The organism is Thermocatellispora tengchongensis (assembly GCF_014202315.1).
Taxonomy (GTDB): Bacteria; Actinomycetota; Actinomycetes; order Streptosporangiales; family Streptosporangiaceae; genus Thermocatellispora; species Thermocatellispora tengchongensis.
Window position 1 is genome coordinate 98,862 of sequence record NZ_JACHGN010000020.1, and the last position, 16,095, is coordinate 114,956.

The window sequence follows — 16,095 nt, forward strand, 5'->3', positions numbered from 1 at the left end:
GAGGCCCGGCATGACGATCGCCAGCACGGACCCGGCCACGGGCCGCACCTGGCAGACCTACGACGCACTGCGTCCGGAGGAGGTGGAACGGCGTCTGGCCCGCGCCGCCGCGGCCTGGGAGACGTACCGGACGACCTCCCTGGAACGGCGCGCCGCCTGGCTGCTCGCCGCGGCGCGGCTGCTGGAGGAGCGCGCCGGCGAGCTGGCCGCACTGGCCGCGCGCGAGATGGGCAAGCCGGTCTCCGCGGGGCGGGCCGAGGTGCTCAAGTGCGCCAGGGCGTCCCGTTACTACGCCGCCAACGCCGCGCGGATGCTGGAGCCGGTCCCGGCCGACGCCGCGGCGGTCGGGGCGTCGGAGGCGTACGTACGCTACGAGCCGCTCGGCCCCGTGCTGGCGGTCATGCCGTGGAACTACCCGTTCTGGCAGGTGGTGCGGTTCGCCGCCCCGGCGCTCATGGCCGGGAACGTCGTGCTGCTCAAGCACGCGTCCAATGTGCCCGCCTGCGCCCTGGCGCTGGAGGAGGTCTTCCGCGCGGCGGGCTTCCCCGAGGCGGCGTTCCAGACCCTGCTGATCGGCTCCCGCGCCGTCGAGGAGGTCGTGCGCGACCGGCGGGTGGCCGCCGTCACCCTCACCGGTAGCGAGGGCGCGGGCCGGGCCGTGGCCGCCGCGGCCGGGCGGGCGATCAAGAAGACGGTCCTGGAACTCGGCGGCAGCGATCCGTTCGTCGTCATGCCGAGCGCGGACGTGGGCGAGGCCGCGCGTGTCGCCGCGGCCTCGCGCTTCCAGAACGCCGGGCAGAGCTGTATCGCGGCCAAGCGGTTCATCGTGCACCGCGACTGCCACGGCGAGTTCACGCGGGCCTTCCGGGAGCACGCCGAGGCGCTGACGCCCGGCGACCCGATGCGCGAGGACACCGCGCTCGGCCCGCTCGCGACCCGCCGCGCTCTGGACGACCTCCAGGCCCTCGTGGACGACGCCGCCGCCAAGGGCGCGCGGGTGCTGTGCGGCGGCAAGCCCGGCCCCGGACCGGGCTGGTACTACCCGCCCACGGTGATCGACGGCGTCACCGAGGAGATGAGGCTGTGGTCGGAGGAGGCGTTCGGGCCGGTCGCCGCCGTGATCGAGGTCGCCGGCCTGGACGAGGCGATCGAGGTCGCCAACGCCACCGACCTCGGGCTCAGCTCCAACGCCTGGACCGGCTCGCAGGAGGAGGCGGGGCGGCTCGTCGCCGAGCTGCGGGCGGGGGCGGTGTTCGTCAACGGCATGTCGGCGTCCTATCCCGAGCTCCCCTTCGGGGGCGTCAAGGACTCCGGCTACGGCCGCGAGCTGTCCGACCTGGGGCTGCGCGAGTTCTGCAACGCCAAGACCGTCTGGAAGGGGTAGGGGAGGACCGCATGCCCACGACCGTCATCACCGGAGGCACCGGCGGGATCGGCGTCGAGACCGCGCGGGCCCTGCTCGCGGCCTCGCCCGACCGCGCCGTCGCCCTGGTGGACCTCAAGGTCTCCGACATCCCCGAGCCGCTCGCCGCCTACGGCGGCCGGGTCGCCGTCTTCGCCTGCGACGTGACCGACGAGCAGTCCGTCGCCGCCACCGGGGCCGAGATCCGCGCCGCGATGCCGTCCGTGGACTCCCTGGTCAACGGCGCCGGGATCGTGCACAACGACGCGAGCATCGACATGCCGATGGACCGCTTCCGCGCCATGCTCGCGGTCCATGTCGAGGGCACGCTGCTGTGGTGCCGGCAGGTCGCCCGCTCCCTGCACGGGCCGGGCTCGATCGTCAACATCGGCTCGATCGCGGGCCAGTTCGGCCATCCGCGGCGCATCGCCTACGGCGCCGCCAAGGCCGCCGTCCACTCCATCACCAAGACCCTCGCCGTGGAGTGGGCCGGGCGTGGCATCCGGGTCAACGCCGTGACCCCCGGCTACATCGAGACCCCGATGATGAAGGAGGTCGCCCGCATCGGCCTGGTGGACGCCGACGTCGCCGCCGGCTGGGCCGCGATGAAGCGGCTCGGGAGCCCCGCCGAGGTCGCCGCCGCGATCCGGTTCCTGCTCAGCGACGAGGCGTCCTTCATCACCGGCCACATCCTCAACGTGGACGGAGGCTTCGCCGTGCTGAAGGCGGAATAGCGCCGCCCGCCCGCAGGCCCTGGCTGCCTCCGTGCCGCTCCGCGCCCTCCCGGCCGCGGCGGGCGCGGGGGAGCCGGGCCGCCATCAGGGCGCGACCCTCAGCGATCCGCCTGGCCGTGCTCGTCGTACGCGGCCCGCGCCGACTCGATGGCGAGGATGTTCATCTCCGCCCAGGCGCGCACACCGGCGAGCGGGCCGTCGAGCGAGCGCCCGAGCGGCGTGAGCGAGTAGTGGACGGCCGGGGGCACCGTCGGCTCGACGCGGCGCCGCACCAGGCCGTCGCGTTCGAGGGACCGCAGCGTCTGCGACAGCACCTTCTGCGAGATTCCGGTGACGCGCCGGCGCAACTCGGCGAAGCGCACCTCGCCGGGCGCGGCGTCGGCGAGCACCTTGATGAGCATGGACTCCCATTTCCCGCCGATGCGGTCGAGCACCTGCCGGGTGGGGCAGGCCGGGTCGAAGAGGTCTCCGGGGGCCGTCTTCGTGGTGGGGGTGGTCACCTGCAGCTCACCTCGTATCGGAAAAGTGCCGTCTTCGCACGATAGCAGCAGTCTCCTATGGTTACCACGTACCTGCTGGTTACTTCTGAAGGAGACATCGGTGACCACTCGCACGGAGGTGCGGACCGCGCACGGACGGCTCGGGGGCACGCTCAGCGGCGACCGCGCGGTCCGCGCCTTCAAGGGGATCCCGTACGCCGCCCCGCCCGTCGGCCCGCTGCGCTGGCGCCCGCCGCGGCCGGCTCCGCGCTGGGACGGCGTCCGCCCGGCCACCGCCTACGGCCCGGTGGCGCCGCAGCCCGCGATCCCCGCCACCTCGCTGTACTTCGCGGGAGACCAGTCGCAGAGCGAGGACTGCCTCTACCTCAACGTCTGGGGCCCGGCGGACCCCGCGGAGCGGCGGCCTGTGATCGTCTGGTTCCACATCGGCGCGTTCCTGTTCGGCTCGGGATCGGCGGGGGCGGGACCGGTGTCCGACTACGACGGCGAGGCCCTGGCCCGCGCCGGCGCCGTCGTCGTGACGGTGAACCACCGCCTCGGACGCCTGGGCTTCCTGGCTCATCCGTGGCTGACGGCCGAGTCGCCCGATGGCGCCTCCGGCAACTACGGGCTGCTCGACCAGATCGCCGCGCTGCGCTGGGTCCAGGAGAACATCGAGGTCTTCGGCGGCGACCCGACCCGCGTCACCGTCGCCGGGGTCTCCGCCGGCGCCGCGAGCATCAGCGCCCTGATGACCTCCCCGCTCGCGCGCGGCCTGTTCCACCGCGCCATCGCCGGCAGCGGCGGCCTGTTCGGCCCGGTCGCGGAGAGCTGCGGCATCAACGATCTGATCCAGGACCTGCCCGCCGCGGAACGCAGCGGCGTCCGGCTCGGCGACCTGCTCGGCGTGCGTTCGCCGGAGGAGTTGCGGGCGCTTTCGCCGCAGCGCCTGGCGAGCGTGCACCCCCAGGCCGAGCGGCCCTTCCGGATGGACTTCCTGCCGGTGCCGGTCGGCCGCGGCGACTTCGACACCGCCTGGCCGATCATCGACGGCCATGCTGTCCCGCCTGATGTCCGGCTACTGGGTCCGGTTCGCCGCGACCGGGGATCCCAACGGCGGCGGCCGCCCCCAGTGGACCCCCTTCGACCCCGGACGGCCCAGCGCGCTGCGCTTCGGCGAGCGCGTGGAGCAGGGGGAGGTGCCGCACCGCGCCCGTCTGGACCTGCTCGACGAGTACTACACCCGCCGCCGGGCGAGCTGATCGCCGCGCTCCTGGCCGCGGCGGTCAGGTGGGGAGGCGGCGGCCGGTGACGGCGGAGAAGAGCCGTTCCTTGCCCGGCTGGATGCGCAGCCGGACCCGCTCGCCCTTGGCCGGGGGATCGGCGGGGTCCACCCGGGCGATGACGGTCTGGGCGAGACGCGCCGGATCGGCCGTGTCGGCGTACTGGCCGTAGAGGAAGGCGTCCGAGCCGAGTTCCTCCACGACGGTCACGGTCACGGGGAAGCCCGCCGGCTCGCCCTCGCCCACCACCTCGACGGCCTCGGGGCGGAAGCCCAGGATGACCCGGTCGCCGCCCTCGTCCTGGAGCGCTTTGAGCGTTTCGCGGCTCAGCGGTACCCGCAGCTCGCCGAGGACCGCTTCGTCCGCCACGACGGGGTACTCGGCGAGGTTCATCGACGGGGAGCCGATGAAGTCGGCCACGAAGACGTTGGCCGGATGCTGGTACAGGTGCAACGGCGTGTCGACCTGCTGGAGGACCCCGTCCTTCAGGACGGCGACGCGATCTCCCATCGTCATGGCCTCGACCTGGTCGTGGGTCACGTAGACCGTCGTCACCCCGAGCCGGCGCTGCAGGGCGGCGATCTGCGTACGGGTCTGCACCCGCAGTTTGGCGTCCAGGTTGGACAGCGGCTCGTCCATCAGGAACACCTTCGGTTCGCGCACGATCGCCCGGCCCATGGCCACGCGCTGCCGCTGCCCACCGGACAGCGCCTTGGGCTTGCGGTCCAGGAACTCCTCCAGGTCCAGCAGGCGGGCGGCCTCGCGGACCCGGCGGGCGATCTCCTCCCTGGGCGCCTTCATCACCCGCAGCGCGAAGCCCATGTTGTCGGCCACCGACATGTGCGGATAGAGCGCGTAGTTCTGGAACACCATCGCGATGTCCCGATCGCGCGGCGGCAGGTGGGTGACATCGCGGTCGCCGATGGCGATGCGGCCCCCGTCCACCCTTTCGAGCCCGGCGAGCATGCGCAGGGAGGTGGACTTCCCGCATCCCGACGGGCCGACGAGGACCAGGAACTCGCCGTCGTGGACGTCGAGATCGAGCGCGTCCACCGCGGGGCGGTCGGACCCGGGATAGACGCGGGTCGCCTCTTCGTACAGGACTCCGGCCATCGATCTCTCCTCACTCCTGCGGTCGGACGACTGCCTTGACCAGCTCGGGATCACGGGCGCCGGCCGTCAGCGCCCGCTCGACCTCGGCCAGGCCGTAGTGCCCGGTCACCAGCGCGTCCAGCCGGACGCGGCCCGCCGCGGCCAGGGCGATGGCCTGCGGCCAGGTGCCGGCGTAGCGGAACGTGCCCGTCACCTCCAGCTCGCGCGTCTGCACATGGGACAGCGGCAGCGGTATCTCATCCCCGCCCATGCCGATGAGCACGACCCGCCCCGCCCGTCCCACCGCGCGGACGGCCTCGCCGATCGCGGCCGGATGACCCGAGCATTCGAGCAGCACATCCGGCTCCAGCCCGGCGCCGGACACCGGGTTCTCGCGCACGTCGAGGGTCGCGCTCGCGCCCAGGTCACGGGCCACCCTGAGCCGGGCGGGGTTCACGTCGGTGATCACGACATCGGTGGCGCCGAAGGCCAGCGCGGCCTGCATGCACAGCAGCCCGACCGGGCCGGCGCCGGTGACCAGCACGCGGGCGCCCGGCTGGACCCGGGCCTTCCGGCAGGCCCACACGCCCACCGACAGCGGCTCGATCAGGGCGGCGGCGTCGTCGGACAGGGCGTCGGGCACCGGGTGGGCGAACTCCTCGTGCACGACGACGTACTCGCAGAAGGCGCCGTCGATCGGAGGGGTGCCGAAGAACCGCATGCGCGGGCACAGGTTGTACCGGCCGGCCCGGCAGTGCACGCAGGTGAAGTCGGGCAGGCCGGGCTCCACCGAGACGCGCCGCCCCAGGAGACCGCGGCCGGTCCCGGGCCCGGCGGCGACCACGGTCCCGGCCGGCTCGTGGCCCAGCACCAGCGGCGCCTCCACCACGAAGTCGCCGATCCGGCCGTGTTCGTAGTAGTGGACGTCCGAGCCGCACGTCCCGACCGATTCGACCCGCACCAGCACCTGCCGGGGGCCGGGCTCGGGCCGGGGCCGCTCCTCCAGAAGGATCTTTCCCACCCCGTGCAGTACGGCCGCGCGCATGGCGAGCACCTACTCTCCGGTTACGGCGCCGAGGGTGAGCCCGGTGACCAGCCAGCGGCGCACGGCCAGCCCGGCGAGCATCATCGGCACGACCACGATGGTGCCGATCGCGGTGAGCTGGCCCCAGTCGATGCCGGTCTGGGTGACCAGCTGGGAGGCGGCGATGGGCAGCGTCTGGGAGTTCGGCCCGGAGAAGACCACGGCGAACGCGTAGTCGTTCCAGGCGAAGACCAGGCACAGGATGAACGTGGTGACCAGCCCCGACTTGGTCAGCGGCAGGATGACCAGGTAGAACGCCTGCCAGCGGGAGCAGCCGGAGACGAGCGCCGACTCCTCCAGCGACGAGGGCACCTCGGCGAAGAAGGCGCTCATCAGCCAGATGGCGAAGGGCAGGTTGAAGGTCAGGTAGGCCAGCACCAGCCCGGGGATCGAGTCGATCAGGCCCAGCCCACGGAAGATCAGGAACAGCGGCACCACGATCGCCGCGATCGGCGCCATGCGGGTGGAGATGATCCAGAAGGCCAGGTGCCTCTTCCCGCGCATCTGGGTGCGCGCCAGGCCGTACCCGGCCAGGGCGCCCAGGAAGACCGCGAGCAGCGCGGAGATCCCGGCGGCGAGCACGCTGTGCAGGATGTACGGCGCGAGGTTGTTGGGGCCGCGGAACAGGTTGCGGTAGTTGTCCAGGGTCGGGGTGAAGAAGACCTGCGGTGTGGACGCGGTCACGTCCACGCGGTTCTTGAACGACGACAGCAGCATCCAGGCCAGGGGGACCAGCGTCCAGAGCATCGCCAGGACGATGAGCAGCGTCACCAGCCATCGCGTGCGCCGGCTGCTCGACTCCAGCGGCGACTGCGGTTCGCCGCGCGGGGCGGCGGCGATCGCCCGGCCGTGCGCGGCCTCGTCCGCGACGGCCGGCCGCGGTGTGGGCGACGGCGGCGTCGTCGAGGTGCTCATCGGGTCAACCCCCTCACATCCAGCAGCCGGACGAAGGTACGGGCGATGAGGATCGAGAAGACCAGCATCGCCAGGCCGATGGCGGCGGCGTAGCCGAGGTCGAAGAAGCGGAACGCGGTCTCGTACAGCCGGACTGGGACGATCTTGGTCGCGTCGGCGGGGCCGCCGTTGGTGGTGACCCAGATGATGTCGAAGTAGCGGATGGCGTCCATCGACCGGATGAGCAGCGCGACGAGCAGCACGTTGGAGATCGCCGGGAAGAGGATGTAGCGCAGCGTCATCCATCCCCCGGCGCCGTCCACGGCGGCGGCCTCCCGCACCGACTGCGGCACGCTGGACAGTCCCGCGAGGGTGATCAGGGCGATCAGCGGGGTCCACTCCCACACGTCCATCAGCACGACCGCGGCGAAGGCGCTGACCGGGGAGCCGAGGATGTCGCCGGTGTAGCCCAGCGAGCGCAGCACCCACGCGTACAGGCCGAAGGTGGAGTCGGTGAGGTAGCGGCCCAGCAGGCCGACGATCGAGGGCGCGGCGAACATCGGCAGCAGCAGCAGGCTGAGCAGGATGTTGCGGCCGCGCAGCACCCGGAACAGGCATAGGGCGATGCCCACGCCCAGGACCATCTCCAGCCCGACGGTGAGGACGAAGTAGACGACCGTCCGCAGCCAGGACATCCACATGTCCGCGTCGGTGAAGAAGCGCGCCCAGTTCGTCAGGCCCGCCACGTCGAGCCGCACCCCGCCCAGCAACCGGACGCGGGAGAAGCTCATCGCGATCAGGGCGAGGAAGGGCACGATCGACAGCGCGGCCAGCAGCACCAGGCCGGGTGACATCATCTTGCCTTCGAAGCCGATCCGCGGCTCCTTGCGCGCGGTGATCCGCTGCTCGGCCGAGCCGCGCGCCACCGGTGAGGACTGCGCCGCGTGCGCCATCTAGGCCACCCACCCTCGCGCCACGATCCGGTCCACCCGCGACTTGATCGAACGCATCGTCTCCCGCGGTGACTCCGCTCCGCTGAGCATGCGGGACAACTGGGTGAAGATCGCGGTGTTGCACTCGTTCCACATCGGGATCTTGGGCCGCAGGCCGATCCGGTCGGGCTGCCATGCCTGCCGTACGGCGGCGGCCGTGAGCATGTTGGGCATCGGCGAGGGGCGCCTCTCGGCCGCGCGCACCTCGGGCATCTCGTAGACGGAGGTGCGCGTGGGGGTGCCGCCGCCGGCCTCGCTGCGCAGGTTGGCCAACTGGGTCTCCGGCGAGGTGGCCCACACCAGGAACAGCCAGGCGGCGCCGCGCTCGTGGGGCAGCGTGTTCCCGCTGATCCCGACCCCCGTGCCCCCGTACATGTTGGCCGTGGCGACCGGGCCCCTGGGCAGCACCGCGTAGCCGACCCTGCCGGGCAGCGCCGTCTCGTTGCTGGCCGCGAACTCATGCCAGTTCGGGCACATCGCCAGCCGGCCCGCGCGGAACGCGGCGCCGACACCGTCCCAGTCCCAGGTCTTGGAGGCGGGGTCGGCTATCGACAGCAGCCTGTTGTAGAACTCCGCGCCCGCGATGGCGGCGTCGGAGTCGAGCCGGCACGGTCCCGGATCGCGGGTGCCCAGACGTCCCACTTCCCTGCCGTTGTCGAAGTAGGTCCCGCCGTAGGACCACAGCACGTTGCTGAAGTCGTTCATCAGGGAGTCGTGCTGCCTGGCCTGGTGCCCGGTGCCGTACCTGACGTCCGAGGCCGCGTTCTCGTTGAACCACCGGGCGATGCGGAAGTACTCCTCCCAGGTCCGGTCACCGCCCGGGGTGGGGTCGAACCCGAGGTCGCCGGCCATGCGGTCGTGGTATTTCTCGAACAGGTCGCGCCGGTACTGCCAGATCATCGTCGGCGCGTCGTACGGCAGGGCGTAGAACGGCTCGGGATCGGCGAACCGGCCGGCGGCGTCCATCTGGACGGGGATGAAGTCGCCGACACCGCCGGGCAGGTCGGGCAGGTTCGGGTCCGCCTGCAGCGAGCGCAGGTCCACCAGCCCTCGCTGGTACGGCGCGAGCACCTGGTAGGGGTCGGCGTAGATCACCTGGTACTGGGCCCGGCCGGAGGCCAGGTCCAGGGCGACCCGCTGGACCAGCGCGCTCAGTTCGAGCGTCACGATCCTGACCTCGATCCCCGTCAGGTCGGTGAACGGCTTGGTGTGGGCGGCGATGGCGGCGGTGGGAGCGGTGTTCTCCGAGATGAGGTTCAAGGTGGCGCCCTGGAACTGGCGCCACGGGCCGGCGTCGGCGGTTCGCGCCACGTCACTGCGGGAGCCGCACGAGACCAGGCCGGCGCCCAGAGCCGCCGACGCCCCGGCGGCCAAGGCCCCGCGCAGGACGTCGCGTCTGCTCGGCTGAGGTGGATAGCGGTCCACTGTCCACTTCACCCCCGAGTACCGTCGCAGGAAAGGGCAACGGTTCCAGGGTCATCCCATATGGACAATTATGGAAACGAATATGTAAGACTTTCGCAGACTTAATATGAGATTTTGGCTTTAGCTGGTCGGGTAAAACGGATCACCCGGTGGTCACGCGCGCCGGCCCGGCTCGGCGAGCTCCCGCACCGTCGCACGGGCGCCCTTGGTGTGCAGCGACTCCAGCGTGCGCAGGTACGGCGCCACGAACCGTTCGTCCTCGGCGAGATCGCCGAAGATCTCGCGGTTCGCGATGAACGCCGTGGGCCGCCGGTGCTGCGTTCGCGCGATGGCCGTCAACCGATCCGCGAGCCGATCGACGATCGTGATGGGCTCGCCCGATTCGTCGACGCCCTCGGCGTAGCGCGCCCAACTGGCCACCACGGCGGCCGCGCGGGTCACCTCACCGGCCCCGGCCAACTGCTCGCGCACGACGGGGAGCACCCACTTGGGGATCCGGTCGGAGGAGGCGGCGCACAGTCTCGCGAGCGTGTCGCGTACCTCGGGGTTGGAGAATCGCTCGATCAGGGTCCGCTTGTAGGCGTCCAGATCGACGCCCGGCACCGGCCGCAGCACCGGGGTGGCCTCGATGTCCATGTAGTCGAGCAGGAACGCCGCGAGAGCGGCGTCGGTGGCCGCCTCGTGGACGTACCGGTACCCGCTCAGGTAGCCGAAGTAGGCCAGCGCCTGGTGCCCGGCGTTGAGCAGGCGCAGCTTCATCAGCTCGTACGGCTCGACGTCCGCGACGACCTGCACCCCCGCCTCTTCCAGCGGCGGACGGCCGTCGGTGAAGCCCTCCTGCAGCACCCACTGCGTGAACGGCTCGCAGACGACCGGCCAGGCGTCCCGGACGCCGAACCGCCGGGCCACGGCCTCGCGATCCCGGTCGGTGGTGGCCGGCGTGATGCGATCGACCATGGAGCCGGGGAACGCGACATTGCCGTCGATCCATGCCGCGAGACCGGGGTCGGCGAGCCGGGCGAACGCGGTGAAGGCCCGCCGTGCGACGGCGCCGTTCTCCTGGACGTTGTCGCACGACATGATCGTGAACGGCGTCAGCCCTCGCTCGCGCCGCCGGCGAAGCGCCTCGGTGACCAGGCCGAACACCGTGGCCGGAGTGGCCCCCGGCTCCAGGTCGGCGCGGATCGCGGGTGCCTCCGCGTCGAACTCGCCGGTCACGGGATGGATGTTGTAGCCGCCTTCGGTGATGGTCAGCGACACGATGCGTACGGCGGGGCCGGCCATCTTCTCGATGACCGCCTCGGGGTCGTCGGGCGCGAAGAGATACTCGACGATCGACCCGATGACCCGGGCTTCGAGGGTCCCGTCGGGGTGCTTCAGCACCAGCGTGTAGAGGCCGTCCTGCGCGGTCAGCGCCTCGCGCATCCGCACGTCCTCCGGCAGGACCCCGACGCCGCAGATCGCCCAGTCGAACGCCTTGCCCGCGTTCATCAGCCGGTCGAGGTACATCGCCTGATGCGCGCGGTGGAACCCGCCCACCCCGAAGTGGACGATGCCGGCCGTGAGCCGCGACCGGTCGTAGGAGGGCACCGCCACCTGCCTCGCAAGACCGGTCACCGTCTCCTGCGTCAGCGCCGTCACTGCCCTCAGCCCCCTTCAGCGCCCCCCTTACGCCCAGCATGGCCGACCCGGCCGGCTTCAAACTCCCGGCCCTGGCGCGCGGCGGTCGTACGAGGGCGCGTGATGCCGCTCAGAGGTTCCCCAGCGCCGACAGGCACCTCCAGATCCACACGATCAGGCGCACGAGGAGGTGTGCGATCCGGCGGAAGGGCCACAGGATCCACACCAGCAGCCGCTCGATCCAGGCGAGCGGGGTCAGCAGGACGGCCTCCGCGATCTCGCCCGGGTCCAGCGATCGCAGGAGCCGGCACCAGCCGCGGTGCCCCTGCCTGCCGTACACCACCGCCGCGGTCAGCAGGAGCACGAGTGTCACCGCCGACATGAGGACGAGCCCCGGCGGCCCCCACCACCAGATCACGCCCGCCGTCCACGCGACCGCGTACAGCACCCATTGGAGCACCAGGCCGCCCAGCAGCTTGCCCATGCCGCCCTCCGACCGGACGTGCCGTGCGAGACACGCCCGCCGGGCCACGCACACGTCGGGCAGGGAGTCGTCGAGCGGGGAGTCGTCGAGCGGGACGACGTGCCCGGAGGGGCCGGGCCGCGCCACCGGCCCCTCCCTCCGGCTCAGGGGATGGACGTCATCATTCACACCTCCGCTCTAATCGGGCCCGCTTGGATCCCACTGGTCGATCACTTGGCCGTGCCCCCGGGCCCGCGTTCGCGCGCTCCCCGCGGCGAGGTCACGGCTTGGGGGAGGTGTGCTGCACCGGGACGGCGTGGTCGTCGTCCGGGGTGGTATGAGCGAGGATGCGGGCGCCCGCACGACGCAGGACGATGACGGCTGCCAGCGCGGACAGCGGGACCAGCAGCAGGCCCGCGCGCAGGCCGTTGCCGAGCCCGGCGGATTCGGCCAGGTCGCTGACCACACCGATGGCAGTGGGGCCCAGACTCTGGCCCAGCAGGTTGACCGAGAAGATGTAGAAGGCCGACGCCAGGCCGCGCCGGGAGGGCGGGCATACGTTCTGTACGGCGGCGGCCAGCGGGCCCTGGAAGAGGCCGAGCAGTCCCGCCGGGATCGCCAGGACGAGCAGCGCCGCCAGGCCACCGGGGGCGGCGAGGAAAAGGGGGAACAGCGCGACGACCACCACGGAGGACAGCAGGACGACGCGGGTGTGGCCGTCGCGTCGCCGCAGGTACAGCCGGTCGCCGAGGACGCCGCCGCCCCAGGTGCCGGCGAGTCCGACGACCCCGAACATCAGCCCCAGGACGATCCCCGCGCGGCCGGACGACCAGTCGAAGGTCCGCTGGAAGTAGGCGGGCAGCCAGGCCAGGGCCCCGTACACGCCGAACGCGCACAGCACACCGCCCGCCAGGATGGAGCGCATCGGAGGGTTGGCCAGAAGCTCCCGTGTCGCTGACCGGAAGCCGTGCCGGGGCAGGCCGGCGCGGTGCGCTGCCGCACCGGTACCGCCGCGGGCCCGCGGGTCCCGCATCACCGCCAGCACCAGGACGGTCATCACCAGGCCGGGCACGGCGGAGGCGTAGAAGGCCGCGCGCCAGCCGTATTCCTGGGCGATCAGGCCGCCCACGGCGAACGCCAGCAGCAGTCCCAGCGGCGAACCGGCCTGGATGGTGGCGATGGCGAAGCCCCGGCGTTCGGGGGGATACAGGTCGGAGGCGATGGAGTGGGCGCTGGGCGTGGCGCCGGCCTCGCCCACCGCGACGCCCATGCGCGAGATCAGCAGGTGCCAGAAGTTCCCCGCCAGCCCGCAGGTCGCGCTGATCACACTCCAGGACGCGGTCGCCACGGCGATGATCCTGGTGCGGTCCACGCGGTCGGCCATCCAGCCGACCGGGATGGTGAGGGTGGCGTAGACGGCGGCGAAGGCGACCCCGCTGAGCAGGCCGAGCTGGGAGTCGGTGAGGTTCAGATCCTCGGCGATGGGGTGGGCGAGGATCGCCATGATCTGCCGGTCGAGCAGGCTGACCAGGGTGACCCCGAGCAGGATCAGCAGGGTGAGTCGGCGACGGGTCGGCGAGACGGGCGTGCGAGCGGTCATGGCCGGCTACCTCCGAGGCGGGTCAGTCCGACGAGGGGGTGGGGGAGGGCAGTCCGGCGTTCCACGGCCACTGCCGTCGCATCTGCTGCTCCAGCGCGTCGATCTCCGGCAGCAGGCTCAATGTGTGGTCCAGTTCGTCCAGCCCCTCCAGCAGGCGGCGGCGGGCGAACTCGGTGATGGCGAAGGGGCGGGCGACGCCGTCCTCGTCGCTGACCGTGCGCGCGTCCAGGTCGACGGTGAGGCGGCTGCCCGGTGCGGCCTGGAGGCGGGCGGTCAGCTCCGCCACCTCCGGTTCGGGCAGGACGACCGGCACCATGCCGTTCTTGAGCGCGTTGCCGTAGAAGATGTCCCCGAAGCCGGGCGCGATGACGGCGCGGATGCCGAAGTCCCACAGTGCGTAGACGGCCTCTTCGCGGGAGGAGCCGCAGCCGAAGTTGGGCCCGGACACCAGGATCTGGGCGCCCTGGACGGCCGGATGGTTGAGGGGCAGGTCGGCGCGCGGCTCGCCGTCCGGGCCGAACCGCACGTCGTGCAGGCAGGCGCGGCCGAACCCGCCATCCCGCCCGGCGCGCAGGAACCTGGCCGGGATGATCTGGTCGGTGTCCACGTTGGGCATGGGCAGCGGCGCGGCTATCGCCGTCAGGGTGCGGAACGGGTCCATCAGCCGGTCCTCCCTTCGATCAGCCGCCGTACGTCGGTGAGGCATCCGGTCACCGCGGCGGCGGCGGCCATCGCCGGACTCATCAGGTGGGTGCGCGCACCGGGGCCCTGGCGGCCCACGAAGTTGCGGTTGGAGGTGGAGGCGACGCGTTCGCCGGGGGCGGCGATGTCGCCGTTGAGCCCGACGCACATGGAGCATCCCGCCTCGCGCCACTCGAACCCGGCGGCGCGGAACACCTCGTCGAGCCCTTCGCGCTGGGCGGCGTGCCGCACGGGGGTGGACCCGGGAACGACCACCGCGGTGACCCCGGGAGCGACCGATCGGCCGCGGACGACCTCGGCGGCGGCCCGCAGGTCCTCCAGCCGGCCGTTCGTGCAGGAGCCGATGAACACCCGGTCGACCGGGATGCCCTCGATCGGGGTGCCCGGGACGAGGCCGAGGTAGTCCAGCGCTTGGCGCATCGCCTCCCGCCGGGTCTCGTCGGCCTGTCCGGGATCGGGGACGCGCCCGTCTACGCCGACCACGTCCTGAGGGCTGGTGCCCCAGGTGACCATGGGGGCGACGGCCGTGGCGTCCATCCGGATCTCCTGGTCGAACCGCGCGCCGGGGTCGGTGGCCAGGCCGAGCCAGTCCTGCGCGGCCCGGTCCCAGTCGGCTCCGGCGGGGGCGAACGGGCGTCCGCGGACGTACCGCAGGGTCGTCTCGTCGGGGGCGATGAGCCCGGCGCGGGCGCCGGCCTCGATCGACATGTTGCAGACGGTGAGGCGGCCCTCCATGCTCAGCGCCCGGATCGCGGGCCCGGCGTACTCGATGACATGACCGGTGGCGCCGTCCGCGCCGATGCGGCCGATGACGGCCAGGATCAGGTCCTTGGCGGTGACGCCGGGGCCGAGGTCACCGGTCACCGTGATCCGCATGGTCCGGGGCCGCCGCTGCCACAGCGTCTGGGTGGCCAGCACGTGGGCGACCTCGGAGGCGCCGATCCCCAGGCCGTACGCGCCGAGCGCACCGTGCGTGGAGGCGTGGCTGTCGCCGCACACCACCGTCATGCCGGGCAGGGTGATGCCCTGCTCCGGCCCGACGACGTGCACGATGCCCTGCCGGTCGTCGCCGAGGCCGAAGGCGCGGACGCCCGCGCCGTCCAGGTTCCGCTGGAACAGTTCCAGGGCCGCGCGCTGGAAGCCGGTCAGGGCGGTGCGGCCCGGTGCGGTGGGCACGATGTGGTCGGCCATCCCCACGGTGCGGTCGGGGCGGCGCACCTTCAGGCCGCGCCGGGCCAGGATCTCGAAGCCGCGCGCCGAACCCTCGTGCACCAGGTGGCGGTCGATGGCCAGCAGGGCCTGGCCGTCGTCGTCCTCGGTGACGGTGTGGCGGCGCCAGATCTTCTCGAACATGGTCAGCGGCTCGAACATGGTCAGCGGCTCGAACATGGTCAGCGGCGCGCTCATCACGGCACCTCCGCGTACCGCTCGCGGTGGGCGTCCCACTCGTCGGCGCCGAAGCGGGAGAAGCCCTTGCGCGGCGTGACCGATCCGAAGTCCGGATGGCGCCCTTCGGCCAGGGTGGTCCCCAGTATCCGGTCGCACGCGCCGACCACTGCGGCCAGCAGCACGCCGGGCAGGATCGCCACCTTGTACCCGGCGCGCTGGACGGCGGCGAAGTCCAGCAGCGGTGTCCGGCCGCCGGGGACCAGGTTGAGCAGGCAGGGGCCGTGTACGAGCCGGGGTACCGCCTCGACCTCCTCCACGGTCTGCGGCGCCTCCACGAACGCCAGATCGGCTCCGGCGTCCAGTGCCGCGTTGGCCCGGGCGACGGCCTCCGGCAGGCCGTGCTCGGCGCGGGCGTCGGTGCGGGCGATGATCAGCATTTCGCGGCGGGCGTCCACGGCGGCCCTGATCCGGCTGACGAACTCGGCGGCGTCGATCACGGACTTGTCGTCCAGGTGCCCGCACTTCTTGGGGAACCGCTGGTCCTCCAGGTGCAGCGCGGCGACCCCACGCCGCTCGTACTCGCGGACGGTGCGGATCGTGTTCAGCTCGTTGCCGTATCCGGTGTCGGCGTCGGCGATCAGCGGGACGGCCACCGCCTGTGCCATCCGCCCGGCGTTGTCGGCCATCTCGGTCTGCGTGAGCAGCCCGTAGTCGGGATAGCCGAGCGCGGCCGCGGTTCCGGCACCGGTCATGTAGACCGCCTCCGCTCCGGCCTGCGCCACCGCGCGGGCGGTGATGCAGTCGTACGCGCCGGGCGCGACCACCAGGTCGTCACGGCGGAGCATGGCCCGCAGCAGGGCCGCTCCCTGCTCCGTTGTCGTCACCTCGGACCTCCTCGCATTAACGGAGGATTACAAACTTTCTTCTTTTGTCGTC

15 protein-coding genes are annotated in these 16,095 nt (G+C 72.3%); 3 read left to right on the plus strand and 12 right to left on the minus strand.

Going from position 1 to position 16,095, the window contains the following annotated elements:
* The first annotated feature begins 10 nt into the window (after positions 1-10).
* Together HNP84_RS37355 and HNP84_RS37360 are read left to right on the plus strand one after the other, a co-directional pair.
* Positions 11-1,384, plus strand: coding sequence for an aldehyde dehydrogenase family protein (locus HNP84_RS37355; RefSeq protein WP_185054748.1), 1,374 nt, complete (start codon positions 11-13; stop codon positions 1,382-1,384).
* An 11-nt stretch (positions 1,385-1,395) separates the two neighbouring features.
* On the plus strand, positions 1,396-2,136 hold the full coding sequence (locus HNP84_RS37360) for an SDR family NAD(P)-dependent oxidoreductase (RefSeq protein ID WP_185054749.1): 741 nt from the start codon (positions 1,396-1,398) through the stop codon (positions 2,134-2,136).
* Between the two features lie 98 nt (positions 2,137-2,234).
* Here the strand turns inward: HNP84_RS37360 and HNP84_RS37365 are convergent, their stop codons facing one another.
* Entirely contained in the window at positions 2,235-2,636 is a 402-nt protein-coding gene (locus HNP84_RS37365) for a winged helix-turn-helix transcriptional regulator (protein ID WP_312926618.1), read from the minus strand.
* Positions 2,637-2,736: 100 nt separating this feature from the next.
* Between HNP84_RS37365 and HNP84_RS37370 the strand changes: the two genes are divergently transcribed.
* On the plus strand, positions 2,737-3,927 hold the full coding sequence (locus HNP84_RS37370; RefSeq protein WP_221337247.1) for a carboxylesterase family protein: 1,191 nt from the start codon (positions 2,737-2,739) through the stop codon (positions 3,925-3,927).
* Here the strand turns inward: HNP84_RS37370 and HNP84_RS37380 are convergent.
* The 11 genes from HNP84_RS37380 to HNP84_RS37430 all read right to left on the minus strand — a co-directional run bounded on the left by HNP84_RS37380 (position 3,902) and on the right by HNP84_RS37430 (position 16,043).
* On the minus strand, positions 3,902-5,011 hold the full coding sequence (locus tag HNP84_RS37380; protein ID WP_185054751.1) for an ABC transporter ATP-binding protein: 1,110 nt from the start codon (positions 5,009-5,011) through the stop codon (positions 3,902-3,904). The genes HNP84_RS37370 and HNP84_RS37380 overlap by 26 nt on opposite strands.
* A gap of 10 nt (positions 5,012-5,021) precedes the next feature.
* Positions 5,022-6,035 carry an NAD(P)-dependent alcohol dehydrogenase gene (locus HNP84_RS37385; protein ID WP_185054752.1) on the minus strand — a complete coding sequence of 338 codons (1,014 nt, stop codon included), beginning with the start codon at positions 6,033-6,035 and terminating at the stop codon, positions 5,022-5,024.
* A gap of 9 nt (positions 6,036-6,044) precedes the next feature.
* Positions 6,045-6,989: a carbohydrate ABC transporter permease gene (locus tag HNP84_RS37390; RefSeq protein ID WP_185054753.1), complete on the minus strand. Its 945-nt coding sequence runs from the start codon at positions 6,987-6,989 to the stop codon at positions 6,045-6,047.
* Positions 6,986-7,921 carry a carbohydrate ABC transporter permease gene (locus HNP84_RS37395; RefSeq protein WP_185054754.1) on the minus strand — a complete coding sequence of 312 codons (936 nt, stop codon included), beginning with the start codon at positions 7,919-7,921 and terminating at the stop codon, positions 6,986-6,988. The genes HNP84_RS37390 and HNP84_RS37395 overlap by 4 nt, the downstream gene beginning before the upstream one ends.
* Entirely contained in the window at positions 7,922-9,397 is a 1,476-nt protein-coding gene (locus HNP84_RS37400; RefSeq protein ID WP_312926623.1) for an extracellular solute-binding protein, read from the minus strand.
* Positions 9,398-9,538: 141 nt separating this feature from the next.
* Complete coding sequence (locus tag HNP84_RS37405) at positions 9,539-11,026, minus strand: mannitol dehydrogenase family protein (RefSeq protein WP_185054755.1); 1,488 nt, start codon at positions 11,024-11,026, stop codon at positions 9,539-9,541.
* Positions 11,027-11,135: 109 nt separating this feature from the next.
* Entirely contained in the window at positions 11,136-11,615 is a 480-nt protein-coding gene (locus tag HNP84_RS37410; protein WP_185054756.1) for a hypothetical protein, read from the minus strand.
* A 133-nt stretch (positions 11,616-11,748) separates the two neighbouring features.
* Positions 11,749-13,068, minus strand: coding sequence for a spinster family MFS transporter (locus tag HNP84_RS37415; RefSeq protein WP_185054757.1), 1,320 nt, complete (start codon positions 13,066-13,068; stop codon positions 11,749-11,751).
* Positions 13,069-13,090: 22 nt separating this feature from the next.
* Entirely contained in the window at positions 13,091-13,729 is a 639-nt protein-coding gene (gene leuD / locus HNP84_RS37420) for a 3-isopropylmalate dehydratase small subunit (RefSeq protein WP_185054758.1), read from the minus strand.
* Positions 13,729-15,177, minus strand: a complete 1,449-nt coding sequence (gene leuC, locus HNP84_RS37425; RefSeq protein WP_246519182.1) for a 3-isopropylmalate dehydratase large subunit — start codon at positions 15,175-15,177, stop codon at positions 13,729-13,731. The genes leuD and leuC overlap by 1 nt, the downstream gene beginning before the upstream one ends.
* The gene (locus HNP84_RS37430) at positions 15,177-16,043 is read right to left on the minus strand and encodes an isocitrate lyase/PEP mutase family protein (protein WP_221337248.1); all 867 of its coding nucleotides are present in this window, start codon (positions 16,041-16,043) and stop codon (positions 15,177-15,179) included. Before HNP84_RS37430 ends, leuC begins: the two co-directional genes overlap by 1 nt.
* Between the last annotated feature and the right edge of the window lie 52 nt (positions 16,044-16,095).

Excerpts from the sequence above, each read along its gene's own strand:
- HNP84_RS37355 (WP_185054748.1), top strand. The coding sequence starts at position 11 with ATGACGATCGCCAGCACGGACCCGGCCACGGGCCGCACCTGGCAGACC.
- HNP84_RS37360 (WP_185054749.1), top strand. The coding sequence starts at position 1,396 with ATGCCCACGACCGTCATCACCGGAGGCACCGGCGGGATCGGCGTCGAG.
- HNP84_RS37380 (WP_185054751.1), bottom strand. The coding sequence starts at position 5,011 with ATGGCCGGAGTCCTGTACGAAGAGGCGACCCGCGTCTATCCCGGGTCC.
- HNP84_RS37385 (WP_185054752.1), bottom strand. The coding sequence starts at position 6,035 with ATGCGCGCGGCCGTACTGCACGGGGTGGGAAAGATCCTTCTGGAGGAG.
- HNP84_RS37390 (WP_185054753.1), bottom strand. The coding sequence starts at position 6,989 with ATGAGCACCTCGACGACGCCGCCGTCGCCCACACCGCGGCCGGCCGTC.
- HNP84_RS37395 (WP_185054754.1), bottom strand. The coding sequence starts at position 7,921 with ATGGCGCACGCGGCGCAGTCCTCACCGGTGGCGCGCGGCTCGGCCGAG.
- HNP84_RS37415 (WP_185054757.1), bottom strand. The coding sequence starts at position 13,068 with ATGACCGCTCGCACGCCCGTCTCGCCGACCCGTCGCCGACTCACCCTG.
- leuD (WP_185054758.1), bottom strand. The coding sequence starts at position 13,729 with ATGGACCCGTTCCGCACCCTGACGGCGATAGCCGCGCCGCTGCCCATG.
- leuC (WP_246519182.1), bottom strand. The coding sequence starts at position 15,177 with ATGAGCGCGCCGCTGACCATGTTCGAGCCGCTGACCATGTTCGAGCCG.